16 protein-coding genes are annotated in these 15,968 nt (G+C 55.7%); all 16 read right to left on the bottom strand.

Annotated elements, in window-relative coordinates; genetic code table 11:
• Positions 1-87: 87 nt before the first annotated feature.
• The 16 genes from CHB59_RS06835 to CHB59_RS06760 all read right to left on the bottom strand — a co-directional run bounded on the left by CHB59_RS06835 (position 88) and on the right by CHB59_RS06760 (position 15,138).
• Positions 88-498: a hypothetical protein gene (locus tag CHB59_RS06835; RefSeq protein ID WP_089375490.1), complete on the bottom strand. Its 411-nt coding sequence runs from the start codon at positions 496-498 to the stop codon at positions 88-90.
• A gap of 101 nt (positions 499-599) precedes the next feature.
• Positions 600-1,091 carry a secretion system X pseudopilin PulG-like protein gene (locus CHB59_RS06830; protein ID WP_089375489.1) on the bottom strand — a complete coding sequence of 164 codons (492 nt, stop codon included), beginning with the start codon at positions 1,089-1,091 and terminating at the stop codon, positions 600-602.
• Positions 1,078-1,452 carry a type II secretion system protein gene (locus CHB59_RS06825; protein WP_089375619.1) on the bottom strand — a complete coding sequence of 125 codons (375 nt, stop codon included), beginning with the start codon at positions 1,450-1,452 and terminating at the stop codon, positions 1,078-1,080. The genes CHB59_RS06830 and CHB59_RS06825 overlap by 14 nt, the downstream gene beginning before the upstream one ends.
• Before the next feature lie 17 nt (positions 1,453-1,469).
• Complete coding sequence (locus CHB59_RS06820) at positions 1,470-1,940, bottom strand: type II secretion system protein (RefSeq protein ID WP_089375488.1); 471 nt, start codon at positions 1,938-1,940, stop codon at positions 1,470-1,472.
• Positions 1,937-3,871, bottom strand: coding sequence for a secretin N-terminal domain-containing protein (locus tag CHB59_RS06815; RefSeq protein ID WP_089375487.1), 1,935 nt, complete (start codon positions 3,869-3,871; stop codon positions 1,937-1,939). The genes CHB59_RS06820 and CHB59_RS06815 overlap by 4 nt, the downstream gene beginning before the upstream one ends.
• A gap of 8 nt (positions 3,872-3,879) precedes the next feature.
• Positions 3,880-4,407, bottom strand: coding sequence for a hypothetical protein (locus CHB59_RS06810; protein ID WP_089375486.1), 528 nt, complete (start codon positions 4,405-4,407; stop codon positions 3,880-3,882).
• Complete coding sequence (gene pilO, locus CHB59_RS06805; protein ID WP_245835080.1) at positions 4,404-4,823, bottom strand: type 4a pilus biogenesis protein PilO; 420 nt, start codon at positions 4,821-4,823, stop codon at positions 4,404-4,406. The genes CHB59_RS06810 and pilO overlap by 4 nt, the downstream gene beginning before the upstream one ends.
• A gap of 128 nt (positions 4,824-4,951) precedes the next feature.
• A complete protein-coding gene (locus tag CHB59_RS06800; RefSeq protein WP_089375484.1) occupies positions 4,952-5,482 on the bottom strand; it encodes a hypothetical protein in 531 nt (176 codons plus the stop codon).
• Complete coding sequence (locus CHB59_RS06795) at positions 5,473-6,372, bottom strand: hypothetical protein (RefSeq protein ID WP_143738698.1); 900 nt, start codon at positions 6,370-6,372, stop codon at positions 5,473-5,475. The genes CHB59_RS06800 and CHB59_RS06795 overlap by 10 nt, the downstream gene beginning before the upstream one ends.
• Positions 6,353-8,059 (bottom strand): GspE/PulE family protein, encoded by a 1,707-nt coding sequence (locus CHB59_RS06790; RefSeq protein ID WP_089375482.1) that lies wholly within the window; start codon positions 8,057-8,059, stop codon positions 6,353-6,355. The genes CHB59_RS06795 and CHB59_RS06790 overlap by 20 nt, the downstream gene beginning before the upstream one ends.
• Entirely contained in the window at positions 8,056-9,240 is a 1,185-nt protein-coding gene (locus tag CHB59_RS06785; protein ID WP_089375481.1) for a type II secretion system F family protein, read from the bottom strand. Before CHB59_RS06785 ends, CHB59_RS06790 begins: the two co-directional genes overlap by 4 nt.
• Positions 9,241-9,266: 26 nt before the next feature.
• Positions 9,267-9,725, bottom strand: a complete 459-nt coding sequence (gene gspG / locus CHB59_RS06780; RefSeq protein ID WP_089375618.1) for a type II secretion system major pseudopilin GspG — start codon at positions 9,723-9,725, stop codon at positions 9,267-9,269.
• Positions 9,726-9,747: 22 nt separating this feature from the next.
• Positions 9,748-10,695: a hypothetical protein gene (locus CHB59_RS06775; protein ID WP_089375480.1), complete on the bottom strand. Its 948-nt coding sequence runs from the start codon at positions 10,693-10,695 to the stop codon at positions 9,748-9,750.
• Between the two features lies 1 nt (position 10,696).
• Positions 10,697-12,052, bottom strand: a complete 1,356-nt coding sequence (locus tag CHB59_RS06770) for a TolC family outer membrane protein (protein ID WP_179212098.1) — start codon at positions 12,050-12,052, stop codon at positions 10,697-10,699.
• Between the two features lie 9 nt (positions 12,053-12,061).
• Complete coding sequence (locus tag CHB59_RS06765; RefSeq protein WP_089375479.1) at positions 12,062-13,411, bottom strand: HlyD family type I secretion periplasmic adaptor subunit; 1,350 nt, start codon at positions 13,409-13,411, stop codon at positions 12,062-12,064.
• 11 nt (positions 13,412-13,422) lie between these two features.
• Positions 13,423-15,138 carry a type I secretion system permease/ATPase gene (locus tag CHB59_RS06760; protein ID WP_089375478.1) on the bottom strand — a complete coding sequence of 572 codons (1,716 nt, stop codon included), beginning with the start codon at positions 15,136-15,138 and terminating at the stop codon, positions 13,423-13,425.
• Positions 15,139-15,968: the final 830 nt, after the last annotated feature.

The raw sequence follows: 15,968 nt of genomic DNA, 5'->3' as shown, positions 1-15,968 counted from the left end.
ATTTCAAGATCATTTACCTCTCGCTTGATTCAGCATGCTGCAAGGCAGCACACAACAACCAGCGCTACAAGCGCCGGAAATTAGGAATCAAGCAAGGGGAGGTGCGCGTAACGGAGAGGTGAAAAAAGAGGGGAAGGGTGTTGGCTTGAGATCATACTCACGCCAGAAGGTCTGGTGGAAAGAGCCGCCGAAAAACAACGCTACCAGCAGGAATATTGCCAGCAGGACAACATCCAGGTGCGGAAGTTGCAGCGGGTCTGGCTCGTAGGCATTGCCCACACCGACGGCAACTGTTGCCGTGTGGAATGCCTCGAAAGTCGGCGTGCTGAAATGATGATCCAGCCCACCAAACTCAGCCTGGTGCAAATGAATGCCGCTGCCCGTGGCAGTCATCGAGGTTCCGGCAGGGTGCGCATGCAGCAATGGCAACAGCGCTTGCAATATTGCAAGCACCAACACCATATACAGCGAGAATTTTTTGAATTGCCGGAAAAACATTCAATCAACCAAGTTTGCCTGAAGCAGTCGGGGAGCATAAGGCTTTTGCAGCACATTGGCAATGCCAGCCGCACACCGCTGGTTAATCGTGCAACGCTTGCCTAATCATAACTGACAACACTATTGTCAGTTTCGGGTAGATAGGCAAATACCCAGTCGATATAGGCTTTCTTCTTTTCAAAATCCTGGTAGGGCGGGGGGAAATTCCTTGTCTTGAAAGGATGCGCCCCAGATAAACTGTAAACCCCCATGATCCCGCCACTGGGGGCGTAGAGCAGTCCCCATCCCGGCCTCTGGGTCACAGGGTCGGTATAAAGCTTGCGCAAGTGGCGTTGCGGAACCGGGAAGCGTTCATCTTTCAGCAACGCATTCAAAGTTGGTGGAAACTGCTTCACCATGCCGGGAGAGAGGTTGTAGTAATTGCCGATGGCCTTACGTATGGTATCGCCGACCTTGAGCAGCTCCTGCTCACGCTCGCGGCGTTGCATGTCACTCCAGCGGTTTCCTGCGACAGCCATTCCTAGCCCCATGAGGATAATGAGCAGCAGCACTCCCATCAGCACCATGCCGCATTGTCGGTTACCACTCTTCATAATAACTTCCATCAGCAGCAATGCCGGTCGATCCGCTGCGGATATCATAGATTTGCCCGGGCAGGTTGCTGTCTGCAGGAGGCAGCAAGACCCAGGTATCGGTGCTTTCCGTGATTGGGTCCTGGGGAATGGAGCGCAGGTACTTATTGTCCACCAGGTCATATAGCTCATCAGGATAACGTCCGGTATCACTGTAGAACTTGTCAATCGCCTCCCGCATGATGACCAGATCATATTTGAGCGTGCTCTCCCGCGCGTGGTCAATACTGGCAAAGTAGCGCGGCGTCACTATACTTAGCAAAGTGGCAATAATGGCAAGTACCACCAGGATTTCAATGAGGGTAAATCCTTTATTTTTCATATTATTATAATGCATACCTACCACTCTTTATAAGGTTGTTTGTTAAGGCCTGTATCACTGGAAAGTGAATACACATCGTAGACATCCTCGCCTGCAGCAGGCTCCTCAAATGAGCTGGCATAGCTGCGTTTTCCCCAGCTTTCCTCATTGGAAAGTTCAGCATCCGTCGCAAACGGGTCACGAGGGATACTGCGCAGAAAGTAAATCTTACGTTTCTTGGGGTCCCTCGGGTTCTCGACACCCTGTACCAGTATTTGCAGATTGGGGGGATAGCCGGATTGCCCCGGGATTTTCCTGATCACGCCATCCTCGACCGCTTTTTTATAGGCATCAATGGCATCGCGTATCTGCCACAAATTCCGTTTCAGTTCCTGTTCCTTGGCGCGTTTTGCAGTCACCTGCATCACCGGCGCAGCCGAGCCAAGGATCAGCGCCAGTAACACCAGCGCGACCATCAACTCGATCAAGGTGAAGCCTGACTGCTTCATCTTGCTTCATCCGGACTGGAAATATCATCCATGGTGCGCATCACGGAACCGGCGAACGAGCGGTCAGCCTCAGCGCGTTCCGCTTGAACCTCCTGCGCCGACCTTGCAGGAGCAGGTGCGGCGGACTGTCCAGCCATGGCTGCATTATCGCGGCCAGGTCTCGTTGGTGTGCTGCGATCCACGCCTGCCGGGAAAGTCGTGTAGACGGCATCTGCAGGTGTCAGGTTATGAATGATGCGCGGCGTGATCAGCAAGGCAATTTCCTTCTTGCTGTGGTCATTGTTGCGGTCAGAAAACAGCTTGCCGATCAGTGGCAGGTTTCCCAGGCCAGGAACCCGGTTGGAGACTTTCTGCTCATCGTCGCGCAGCAAGCCTGCGAGAATCTGGGTTTCACCATCTCTGAGCCTCAAGATAGTGCTCGCATTACGGGTGCCTATAGTGTAAGTCACGGTGCCGGAACTGGTCGTCATGCGGTCGGTCTGGTTGCTGACTTCCAGGCCGATCTTGATGGAAACCTCGTCGCGCAGCAGGATAGTGGGCTCCACGTCCAGCTTGATGCCGACTTCGATATAGTTCACTGTCTGCGACACAAAGCCGGTGGAGTTGGCCACACTGGTCAATACCGGGATACGGTCTCCCACATGAATCTTGGCTTTTTCACGGTTCTTGACCCGGATATGCGGATTGGCAAGCAGATTGGTATCGGTATCCTGCTGCAACAGGTTTAATGCCAGCACAGGATCGCTGATACTGAACACACCCAGGTTGGAATTGAAGTGCTTGAGCTCATTGATGGTGAGGGAGCCGGGAGTCAGTGTGGTTGTGCCATTGACCGTACTCCGCCCCTGCACGCCGATACTGGCATTGGTGGGATAGCGGATACCGATATTCTCCAGGCTGCGGCGATTGATTTCCAGCACCTCAACCTCCAGCATCACCTCCGGTTCGGCCATATCCTGTGACTGGATGAGCTTCTCCGCAATACGGATCGCTTCCGGCGTATCCCGCATCACCAGGGTATTCAGCTTCTCGTCAATATAGATATCCTTTGTTTTGACCACAGTCTTGATCATATTCATGAGCTTCTTGGCATCGGTATTACTGAGGTAGAAGCTGCGAACAAACGTTTCCTGATACTCCTGGCTGCGGCTCAGTGGATAGATCAGCAGGGTATTGTCGTTAAGTACTTTCTTGCCCAGCTGGTTGCTGGTCAGGATCACATCAATGGCTTCTTCGATCGGGGTGTTACGCAGGAAAACGCTGGTATGCTGATCGCCGCGCAGCTCCTGGTCATAGGTGAAATTGATGGCCGCTGCCTGGGAGATGAATTCAAACACGGACTTGATCGCTACCTCCTTGAATTCCAGGGAAATGGGGCGCTTGAACTCTGCACGCAGGTGTGGCGGGTTCAGCATCTTGTCCATGCGCTTCTGCTCGATCTGCTCAAACAATGCGCGTGCACCAGGGTTGCTGGCATCTTCTGCGAGCACAGCGCGGGCCAGGTTCTGCGCGCCTTCCCAGTCCTGCCTGCCCAGCATATCTTCAGCCTGCCGCAACATGGCATCGTGCGTGCTGGCAGTGCGCATCTGCTCAATACCGTTCAATGCCCGCTGGTTCTGCCCGTCAAGCTCCAGTACCCGCCGATAGGCCACATCAGCCTCACCCCAGCGTTTCTGCTGCTTGAGTTGGTCAGCTTCCCGCAGCAGGGTGGTCAGCTGGAGGTCCTGCTGCTGTTTCAGGTAATTGCGGTATTCAGGGTTGTCAGGAAATGTATTAAGCAATTGCCTTAGACGTGTCATCCCGGCATCCACCTGCCCGTCATTGATCATGGCCCGGACTTGCTGGAACTCCATATCGCCCTGGCTTTGCCGTACCCCGGTTCCAGAGCAGGCGGTAAGAGTAGTGGCCAGCAGTGCCACGCTGAATTTCATGCTTGCGTTCAATTGTGTTCTCCGATCATCAATGGCACATCCACGCGTAATGGTTGGTAAGTCAGCATCATGCGGCTTGACGTAATCTCCCTGACTTTCCAGTCACCGATCACGTCACCGACTTTGACGCTCAAATTTTTGTCACCCATGGCAAGGAACACGCTCAATTCGCCGTGATCCTCAATCCTGCCGGCATAAGTGAATGGCACAGGCGGAACCTCCATCACTGGCTGTGGCATCGCAGCAGCTTCCTGGGCACTCATCAGGGATGCAGGCTGTCCGCTGCTGAATAAATCGCTTTTGCTGTCAGGCCAAGGGTTGCGCTGTAGGCGTGCCATATCCAGGGAACCCGATCCTGCCACCTTGACATCTGCCGCTGCGGCCCGTGGTTGCGGTACGCGGGCAGGGGAAGAATGTGGAGGGGACACCTGTATTGCATTCGTATCGTCATCGTCACTGATTGCCAGCCAGAGTGTGGCACCCAGCGTGGTGAGCAAGGCCGCCCATAGCAGCCATTGTCTTGGTGTGCTTTTCATTGTCCGTCCTTGTGCAGATACAGTGTGAGTTTCAGCCTGGCCTCAACCTGGTCGCCCTGTGTCTCATCCCGTTTGAGCGTGATTTCGCTCAATGCAATGCTGGGGAATGCCACCATGATGTCGGCAATGAAATGACGGATATCCGGGTAATGCCCCTTCAACGGCAGGTTGAGCTGGTAGCGTGAAAACTGCGCTGTCGATTGGCGGTTCCGCACGTAATCCACTTTCTCAGGAATCAACTGGTGTTGTTCGGCAATATCCAGCATCTGGTTGAGAAGCAGGGTGGCTTCCTGTTCTGCAGGCAGCATCTGGTAAAAGGCTTTCAGCGCAACTTGTGGGGAAGGTGCAAGCTGTTGCCTGGGCAAGCCATTGCTGCTGCGCTTCATCGCAGCGGTTTCAAGTTCCAGCTGTTGCAAGGCTTTAGCCTGGGGCCAGCCTATACCCAGGGCGGCCACTAGGCAGATGATGGTGAGTAATAATCCACATTTTCCTTTATTTTCAATAAAATTAATATGATATTTGATTAAGTTAATGTAATTTTTCATTATTGATTACCCCATATAGCTTCCACGACAAACTGCACAGGCATGTCCTGTCCAGGGTGGTATTCATGGGAAACCAGCACGACATCACTGAAAATATCTTGCTCGGAAAGGGCGTTGACATAGGCGAACATCTGCACAATATCGGCAGCATTCGCGGTCAGTTTCAATTTCCCCAGCCTGGCATTGGGTTCAATCGCCGCAATCCTGATATCACTTGCCGGAATGTTTTCCAGGGTCATGAACAGTGATTGCCAAGGCAGGGCAAGATCATTGATGGCAGCCCGCACCGCCGCCATTTCCTGCTGCTGTAACTGACTCTCTTTCGGAGATAGCCTGACGGTGCTGGTAGGTGCCTGCATGCGCTGCATTTCGCCTTCCAACTGCTGGCGAGCTGTATCCTGCTGGTGCATCCACACCAGCAGGGCTATGGCGCTGAGCAATCCCAGCAGCAACAGACATATCCCCAGGCGCTGGTGGCTTGAGCTGGTTGAAGCATGATTGATGGAAACCTCAGGTAGCATCAGTGCCATGCCTCCAGCCCGTGATGCAGTTGGGCATGATGCAGGAGGTTGTAAACCTTGTAGCCGGGCAGGGAAACCTTCTCTGTCCTTGTGGTGGTATAGAACACCACAGGCCACTGGCTGTTATCCACCCCGGCAATAATGGCCTCCCGCCCCAGCAATGCCTGCAACTGTTCTTCCAGTGCATGCTCGGCGGCATAACTCTGCAGGCTCAGCCATTGCCCCTGCCGGATCAGGGCAATCACCAACTGCTGGTGTTCCAGCATGACAAAACTGAAGGAGTCCGTGATCGTGTGTTTGCCCAACTGCTGGCGCAGCATATTGATTGCCATCATCAGGTGAGGGTGGATATGGCGCACCGGCATGCCGGCCTGCCGGAATGTCTCACGCAATGCCTGCAGGAAATCCTGGTCAATGGCGCTGGCAAGCCTTGTCACGCCATATTTTGGCGGGGTTGAGCGGATATCCCAGCCGCGCACGCAATCGCCATATGTCTGCGTAAAACCATGCCGGATGAAGGCATCCTGCTCTTCGCGCCCACCGAGCGCCGCATTCCACGGCACTACTACGTAATGCATCAACTGGTTGGATATAGCAACGCGCGGCCGACATCCTTGCCAGCGCCTGGATTGCAACTGTTTATGCAGCGCCGCGATAATTGACTTGGCATCGTTGCCGCGCTCAGACTGAACGGGAAGCTGGCTGCTATCATCAGAAGGATTCAAGCCTGCACCCGAAACCTCATTGATCCGCACCTCCTCATAATCCACCATTTTGCGGCCCAGATGACGCTTCATCCTGAGCAGGATGAGGCTGTGCGGCTGAACCAAGATACGCAGCTCGTCCTGCCACGGTCTTGCCCAGTGACTAGGTCTCCATTTAAACCAGCGAGGTAACACGATTAATCTCCTGCAAAGTAGTTTCACCACGCTTCACCATATCCAGCGCCGCCTCGCGCATGGTGCGCGTGCCATTTTCACGCGCTGCCTCCTTGACCTTGCGCACAGGCTCCCTGGTCACAATCAGCTCCCGGATCAGGTCATTGAATACCAGTAGCTCCGCCACTGCCTTACGGCCCTTGTAGCCGGTGCCATGACACTGCCCACAGCCTTGCCCGATACGGAACCGGTATGCAGGCGCGGCTTCGGGCGTAATGCCGGATTTGGCAAGCAGGGCAGGGTCTGGCACGTCATCAGTGGCACAATGCGGGCAGATCGTGCGTACCAGCCGCTGCGCCATGATGCCGTTGATGGCAGAGACAAAACTGTAGGGATCGACCTGCATATTGGTAAATCGGCCGATCACGTCAAACACATTGTTGGCATGCACCGTGGTCAGCACCAGGTGGCCCGTCAGGGCCGATTGCACGGCAATCTGAGCAGTTTCCGGGTCGCGGATTTCACCAACCATGATCTTGTCCGGGTCATGCCGCAGGATGGAGCGCAGGCCGCGCGCGAAGGTCAGGCCTTTTTTCTCGTTGACTGGAATTTGCAGCACGCCAGGCAACTGGTATTCGACCGGATCCTCAATCGTGATGATCTTGTCCTGGCCATTGTTGATTTCAGAGATGGCGCCATACAGCGTGGTTGTCTTGCCGCTACCCGTTGGCCCGGTGACCAGCAGCATGCCATAAGGCTCTTCCGCCAGCAGGCGGAAACGCGCCATGATGTCGGCCTCAAACCCAAGCACATCCAGGCTCAATCCCTGCGCCTGGTCTGAAAGCGCCTTGCGGTCGAGGATACGCAGCACGGCATCCTCGCCGAACACGCTGGGCATGATGGAGACGCGCATGTCTACCTCACGGCCCATTGCCATCACCTTGAAGCGACCATCCTGCGGCACGCGGCGCTCGGCGATATCCAGCTCGGACATGACCTTGATGCGTGAAATGGCCTGTTCCGCCTGCATGACGCCATGAATGCTGCCCACATGGCTCAGTACGCCATCAATACGATACTTGATGGACAACCCCAGGTTGTCCGTCTCCATGTGTATATCGCTGGCGCCAGCCTTGAGCGCATCGTAGAGAGTGGATCGCACCAGCTTCACCACCGGGGAAGTGTCTTCCGCAATCGACCGCAGGGAAATATCCTCAATGCCAGACTGGCCGGATTCATGTTCGGCATGCTCGGGAAGCAGGCCATCCATGGCCCGCATGCTTTCCTCAAAACGGGAAAGGAAAGCGGCAATATCCTTGCGATGGGCAATATGCCAGGTGGCAGGCTCGTGCATCAACTGCGTCATGCGGCTGTAGAGGCGGGCGTCAAACGGATTGGCATACACCATGCACAGCCTGCCATCCGCATCCCGCAGCGCAACGCACTCATGCTTGCTGGCTTCAGCAAATGTCAGGCGCTGGAAATCCGGCTGCATCGCGTGCAGTTGCAGGATGCCAAGCACCGGATAATGCATGAGCTTCCCCAGCGCCTGCACAAAAGCGTCTGCATCCAGCCCAGAGACTTCCTCCAGCACATCCAGCAACGGCTGCTGTCCCTGCTGAGCCAGGGTACGCGCCTGCTGCACCAGGGCAAGGCTGAGGTCATGGTGCTCGGAAAGCACAGGGATATGTTCCATGGGCTGGTTCATTGAATACTCCCGGCCAGGTCAAAAATCGGCATATACATGAGTACGACCACCACGCCGATAATCAGGCCGATGACCACCATCAGCAACGGTTCCAGCAGGCGCGTGAACCAATCCACAGCACGCGCGATTTCCTCATCATAGAAACTGCCGATACGCTCCATCATTTCCCCCATGCGCCCGGTGCGTTCGCCTACGCGCAGCATGCGCAGGGCAATCGAAGTGGTCATGCCGTATTCCTCCATCGCGCCAGAAAGCGGCTTGCCTTCACGAATAGCATGCTCCGCCAGTTGTAACTGGTGCCGTAGTGCAGGTTGCAGCAGGGAAGACACCATCTGCATGCCGGTAACAAGTGGAATACCGCCCTGCAGCAGCATGCCCAGCGTGCGGTAGAATCGTGCCAGCTGGTAAATGCGCATGGTTTCTCCCAAGGCGGGAATCTTCCAGAGCTGCTGTATCAAGGCACTGCGCACCAGCGGTCGGCTGAGCACAAAACCCAGCAGCCCGGCGATACAGAGAAAGAGCAGCAGGGCAGCTTCTCCATGGTCATGCAGCATACGTCCCCAATCCAGCAGCAACTGGGACATCCATGGCAGGTTGTCACCGGCACTTTCATAGATCGCGCTGAAACGGGGCACCACGTATCCCAGCAGGAACAGCATCACCAGACCGCCCACCACAATCAGCAGCACCGGGTAGATGGAAGCCGTAGTGACCTTCTTTTTCACAGCATCCAGCTGTCCCTGGTAAGTCACATGCCTGCCCAATGCCTGCACCATGTCGCCGGTACGTTCGCTGCTGCGGATCAAGGCCACATACAACGGCGGGAAAATAGCAGGAAATTTTTCCAATGCACTGGAAAGCGGCAAGCCCTCATACAGCAACGCCAGCACTTGCTTGAGCAAGGTGCGCGATTCTGCCTGGCCTTCCTTTTCAGCCAGCGCCTCAATGGCTTCCACCAGGCTCAGGCCGGAATCCAGCAGGGACAAAAGCTCCTGACTGAACAGCATCAGATTGAACCTGGATTTGCGTCGCCAGCCAAACCCGGCATTTCCCAGGCGTTTCAGGCCAAGCACACTGTAACCCTGGGCTTCTGCCTGCAATTGCGCTTCCAGCCCATCGCTGGCTTCCAGCACCAGCGATTGCACTTCCGCGCCGCGTGCCACTTTCAACTCAAATTTCATGAGCGTGTTGCTCCCCCCGTTGATGGCTACCAGCTCACGATATCTGCCGACTCGGCAGTACCGCCGGGCTGACCATCCTTGCCAAACGACCACAAGTCATAATCGCCATGCTCGCCGGGAGAGACATATTGATAAGGTTTGCTCCAAGGATCCTGCGGCAGGGTTTTCTGCAGGTAAGGGCCTTGCCAGTTCGGCTCGTCTGCAGGCGCAATATTCAGCGCCTGCAATCCCTGTTCCGTAGCCGGGTAGTGCCCGGTATCCAGCCGGTATTGATCCAGCGCCTTCCCCAATGCATCAATCTGCGCCTTGGCAGTTTTCACTTCCGATTTGCCAATCTGGGCAAAATACTTGGGGCCGACATAACCGGCCAGCAGGCCAATGATTACCATGACAACCAGCAACTCCAGCAGGGTAAAACCTGCATTCCTGCGCAGCTTGCGCGGTAGGTGAGGGGCAGGAGATGTGGATACGGTGGTTCTAGGCATAAAAATGGACATGGATATCTCCTCAGGGTTGTGATGTAACGTCCAGCGTGGCTCCGGGCAATGCAAATCCCGGCACACTGAGTTCAATAAAAGGGGCAGCCGTCTGACGCAGGCGGATGGCATCATCCAGTTCCACAATGGCATCCTGTTCGCAGCGGGTTTTTATATAAGTCATGGGTGAGGCAGGGCGCTTCGGCAGCCCGACCAGCGTCGTGAAATCGACCCAGTTGTCATTCAGCGCTGCCGATTGCTGTGCGGCGGCAGGCAGTGCGGACTTTGCTGTTTCCACTCCATTGATTGCGCCGGTAAATGCAGACTCGATCAACGGCTGGCGCTGGTAGCCACTACGTTTGTAATATTGCACAGAAGTAAAACTACGCCCGACGCGGTAAATCGGGTCAGCTTTCGAGGCATGGACAGCATAGGCCACGGCAATGTCCTGTCCGGCAAACCCACCTCTGGCAATATCCGTAACGCGCAGGAACTGCTTGCCGGGTGTCTGTGTGTTGTAATCTGCATCTGCACTGGAAAGCGTCAGCACCTGCGTGCCGAAAATGCACTCGCCAGCCTCAGCGTTGCGCCAGACCAGGTCAGTCACGCTGGCAACCTTCTTGTCTGTATTCCCGGTCAGTGCATGGTTCATCACCACCTGGCGGCTGGCATGCCTGACCAGGGTGAAGCTAGGCAATGGCGCAACAATCCCGTTCGCGGTAAATAGCGCGCAGGTATTATGGCTATCAGGAGTTGGCTTGCTTGGAATCCCATAGCGGCTGGCAGGGTCAAACTTGCCACTGGCATTGCACAGCATATAAGCACTGTCACCGTTTTCCAGCTTCACGCCAGAGGCGGGCAATGGCTCAAAACCGGCAGCATGCGCAGCCAGGGCGCACATTCCCACGATGCCCAGCCCGGCACGCAGCTTGTGCCTGATACTCGGCGCGGATGTGGAAAAAGCAGCGAGTTTCAGCATATCAATCCGTCTGGAAATACTGGTTCAGAGCCTGCAGCTGGGCTTCGTTGAGCATGCCTGCTGCCTGCCTGAGGTTGATGATATCGTTGAGCAGCACATACTGGACGCGGCTCAACTCCAGGCGGCTGCGGGATAGCTTCTGCTGGGCATTCAACACCTCGATATTGGTGCGTGTCCCGGCACTGAAGCCTTTTTGCGTGCCTTCCAGCGCAATCTCGCTGGACTTCACCGCCTGGCGGTAGGCAGACATGGCCTGTATGCCGCTGCGTATGCTTTTTAGGTATTTCCGCGTATTGGCCTCAATATCGCGTGTGCGGTAGTTGAGCTGCTCTTCCGCAGCATCCACCTGCTTGTATGCCTGCCGCACACTGGCGCTGGTAAAACCGCCGGAAAACAGCGGCATGTTGAACTGCAACGCCAGCGTTGTAGTATCGAACCGCGATCCCAGCGTGTTATTGCTGTCATTTTCGCTATAGGAACGCACGCCAACCAGGTCAAGGGTAGGGAAGTGCCCGGCACGCTTTTTTTCCACATTCTGCCGCGCCACCTCGACAGACAAGCGTGCCGCCGTGATTTCAGGATTGTTGCTCAATGCCTGCTGCAGCCAGAACTCCATGTCGTCCGAATCCGGCACACTGGCAGGTAGTTGCTCTGCCGCCAACGGCGCAATCTCGTCTACCGTGATACCTGTCATATTGCCCAGGGTCTGTTTGAACGCAGCCAGCGAATTTTCCGTGGTAATCAATTCCGCCTGCGCCAGCTCCAGATTGGCCTGCGCCTCATTGATTTCAGTGATGGTGCCTTCGCCATGGTCGTAACGCTGCTGCGCCTGGTCGCGTTGCTGGGTCGTGGCCTCGATATTGCTGCGCAACACTTCAACCTTTTCCTGCGCATACAAGGCTTCAAAATAACTGCCTGCAATACGGCTGATCAGCGTGGCATTTTCCTTCAGCAACAAGGCTTCCTTACTCTGTATGCTGGCTTCCGCGCCACGATAGGTGGCAATGCTTTCTTTATTGAACAGCGGCTGCCGCAGGCTCAGTGCGTAGTTATGGATATCGTAGTTGAGATGCGTATTCACGGAACCAGGGTTGGTTTGCGTCGTGCGGTCTGTCACACCGTGGCCCACACTGGCGCCAAACTGCACCCGTGGCATGAACAGGGCGCGGCTCTTGTTGATTTCCTCGCGCTCTGCGTCAGTCATCGCTTCGGCAGCCTTGTACTGGGCATCGTACTGCAACGCTTTTTCATACAAGCTGAGCAGGGTTTCTGCCGCCTGCAAAGGCAGGCTGGCGCTGACCAGCAACCCGCCACAGATGACATGGCGCAATAGTGTGCGGTAACCATATTTGTTCATTTGGCTTCCTCACTCTTCCTTCATCGAAGCAGCGATGCGCTTGACCAGCGGATGCATCAGGTAGGTGAGCAGGGTACGCTCACCCGTACGAATCACCACCTGCACCGGCATGCCGGGCTGCAAGCGGCGGTTGCCCAGCTTCTGCATACCATCCTCGGTGATGGTGACACGCGCCAGGTAATAACTGACAGGCGCTTGTCCGCCATTGGCTGGGTCAGTCAGCAAATCACTGGAAACCGTCTTGACCTTGCCTTCCAGCAAGAGCTGCGGCGTATTGGAAAAACTGGAAAAACGCACATCAGCATCCTGCTCAACATGAATCTTGTCGATCAGGTGCGGTGGAATGCGGGCGTCAAGAATCAGCGGTTCATCCACCGGCACAATGTCCATGATTTTCTGTCCGGGCTGGATCACTGCACCTATGGTATGCACCTGCAGACCCACCACCTGTCCGCCCACTGGTGCAGTCACGCGGATTCTCTGCAGTTCATCCCACAAGGGTTTGTATTTCTCCGCATCGGCCTGCACCGCCAGCTTCACCTGCGCCATCTCGGTATCAATCTCTTTTTTCTCGGTCTGCTCACGCGCGGTGATGCGTTGTTGCAATTCAAGAATCGCCTTGCGGCTGCGCAGGATGCTGGAGTTGTTGCTGGCAATCAAGCCGTGGGTCTGCGCCAGTTTCTGCTCAAGCTCATTCTGCTGGTTGCGCGGGGCATAACCCTCACTCACCAGCTGCCTGATGCCGTCAAGCTGCTGCGTGAGCAGCTCCAGCTGTGCCTGGTAACTGCCTGATACACCCTGGTAACCCTCGATCAACGCCTCCTGGCCCTGGATGGATTCGCGCATTGCCTCCACATCCGCACGGAAAGCCTGCTGCCGGGCGCGCAGCAACTGCGATTGGTTCAGCATCAGCTGCTGGATATAAGGATCGCTTTGCTGCTCAAGCAGGGCATGATCAAAATGGATGCTGGCAGCACCAGCTTTCTCTGCCATCAGGCGGCTTTCCTGCGCCAATAGGCCCATATAACGCTGCCTGACTTCATCAAACCGCGCCTTGCTGGCAGTTTCATCCAGCGTGAACAACACATCGCCAGCCTGCACCGTCTGCCCGTCACGCACCAGCAGCTGCTTGATAATCCCACCAGTCGGGTGCTGCACAGTCTTGTGCCTGCCCTCGACCGTCACCACGCCATCAGTCGGCACACCTTCATCCAGCGGTGCGAATGCCGCCCAGGCCAGGAAGCCGCCAAACCCCAGCAGGAGAATTCCCAGCCCGACCCGGGTTGCCCCATGGGTATGCTCTTGGGCATTTTCACGTTTGGCAGTGTCCAGCAATGCCGTTTCTACAGGTAAATTCATGCGTTTCTTCCTTATGCCACCTTGCTTGCCTGCGCCTGCCTGGTGCGTTTCAGTGTCGCCAGCACCTGGTCGCGGAAACCGTGGCAGGCCACAGCGCCCTGATCCAGCACCAGTAACTTGTCAGTAATCTTGAGAATATGTGTGCGATGCGAAACGATCACGATAGTCTTGCCCAGGTTCTTCAACAGGAGCAGGGCAGTAATCAAGCTGGCCTCGCCTTGGTCATCGAGATGTGAATTCGGCTCATCCAGCACAATCAGGCCCGGCTGCTGGTAAATGGCGCGCGCCAGTCCCACCAGTTGGCGCTGCCCGCCTGACAGCACTGGCGCTTCGGGAGTAATCCTGGTGTCATAACCCCTGGGCAGGCGCAGGATAGCCTCATGAATGCCCGCGGCCTGTGCCGCCTGGATCACTTTTTCGGGAATCGGTTGTGTGAAACGGGCAATATTCTCGGCAATACTGCCTTCCAGCAACGCCACTTCCTGCGGCAGGTAGCCCACAGAAGTAGCATATGTTTCCGCAGGAATCTGCTCCAGCGGCACCTCATTCACCAGGATATCGCCCTGGCGACCATCACATACATTCACCAGGCAACGCACCAGCGTAGTCTTGCCAGAGCCAGATGCACCCAGCACCCCCAGAATTTCCCCTGGGAAAATTTTCAGGCTCAACGGCTGCAATAATGCCTGCCCCTTGTTTCCTGATACTTTCACCTGGTCCAGGGTCAGCGTGACAGAAGCAGGAACCACACCCTTAAATTGGTCCGCCGCTGCAACAGGTTCCGATTCCTGCGCTGCCGCTAACATCTGGTCGATATTCCCGGCAGATTCCCTGGCCTGCACAAACTGCTTCCAGGTGCTCACAATCACGTCAAATGGCTGCAAAGCGCGGGCAATCAGCACATTGGAAGCAATCATGGCACCAATGGAAATGTCTCCCTTGATCGCCAGCAAAGCCGCTACACCCAACATGCCGGATTGCATGGTATAGCGCGCAAACTTGTTGATCTGCTGGTGGCGGCTCTGTACCTGACCAGCCACCGCTTCAAGCGCATGCCAGCGCGATTGCACAGCCAGCCAGCGCTGCCGCAGTTGCGGCAGCATGCCAAGCACATGCAGTGTTTCGATATTACGCAACTTACTGTTCAGGAACTGCATCCCATGCTGGCGTGCCTCTGCCACCTGCTTGATCACCGGCGTGCTGGAACGCTGGCTCCACAAGGCCAGCCCAAACTGCACCACACACAGCACAACCGCCAGCATCCCCAACACCGGGCTGAGAATAAACAGCACCGCGATATAAAGCAGTGTCCATGGCAAGTCGAAGAAAGCGAACAACCCATTGCTGGTGACAAACTGGCGGATAAACGTCAAATCCTGCATAGCCTGCTGCGCACCCTCAAACGCCGGCCCGGTTTTCGTCAAGCCCAGCGCAAACAGGCGGCTTGTCAGCTGCCGGTCAAAACGCACTCCGGCCCTGATCGCCACCAGGGAACGTACCCAATCAGCAAACGCCATCACCATGAACAGGAACACCGTAATCAACGTCACCGCCAGCAACGTCATCTCACTACGGCTCAGCATCACCCGGTCATACAACTGCAACAAGTAAAGAGTAGGGGCCAGCATCAACACATTCGTCACCATGCTGAACACCGCAATCGCCCGCACCTCCGGCTTGAACAACGCCAGATAGCCTCGCAATGAAGAAGGAAGCACGCTTTTCATGCCAACCTCCACACACTGCCGTCCCGGCTCAAGACCGGAACAAAAGCATTAATGGTCAAGGTCTGGAATGACAAGAGTAGGGCGTCACCACAAACTTGATCTGATATCTCATCCAACAACCTACGGCACAGCCCTTGACCTTCCCCCCGTCTGGCTACGCCGAGTAGCGCAGGTTTGGCCGGATCAAGCACTGGCGTCTGTCTGAGCGACGCGAGTTCAGCTAGTGCCTGGACAAAGCGAGCAATACAGGGAACCGGGAACACGTTCCCGGCCAGGCAATCGGGAGCGCCTTTACCTTGGTTACTTTGCTTTGGCGAAACAAAGGAAAGTAACTTGCTGACAAGCGAAAAGCGACGCGGCAATGTGGCACTGGAATATCGGATTGGGATCAGAGGATGGCGATTGCCTTTCTCCGCGAACAAAGATTCTGACTCAGGACTGGAACGACGTGATTGAGCAAGTGATACAGAATGCCCCGGTCCCAACAAACCGTTGTCACCACAAACTTGATCTAACATTTCGCCCAACAGCCTACGGCTGAGCGCCACAAGATTTCGGCTCACAACCCGGAATGACAGAGGAAGTGGAAGCAACCTTAATTGCTTCCCTCCACACCGCCCTTGACCTTCCCCCCGTCTGACTGCGCCGAGTAGCGCAGGTTGGGCCGGATCAAGCGCTGGCGTCTGTTTGAGCGTAGCGAGTTCAGCCAGTGCCCGGACAAAGCGAGCACCGCAGGGAACCGGGAACACGTTCCCGGCCAGGCAATCGGGGTCGCTTTTACTTTGGTTACTTTGCTTTGGCGAAGCAAAGGAAAGTAACTCGCTGGCAAG

The organism is Methylobacillus rhizosphaerae (assembly GCF_900187985.1).
GTDB classification, from domain to species: domain Bacteria; phylum Pseudomonadota; class Gammaproteobacteria; order Burkholderiales; family Methylophilaceae; genus Methylobacillus; species Methylobacillus rhizosphaerae.
This window is presented reverse-complemented; position numbering and strand designations above follow the sequence as displayed.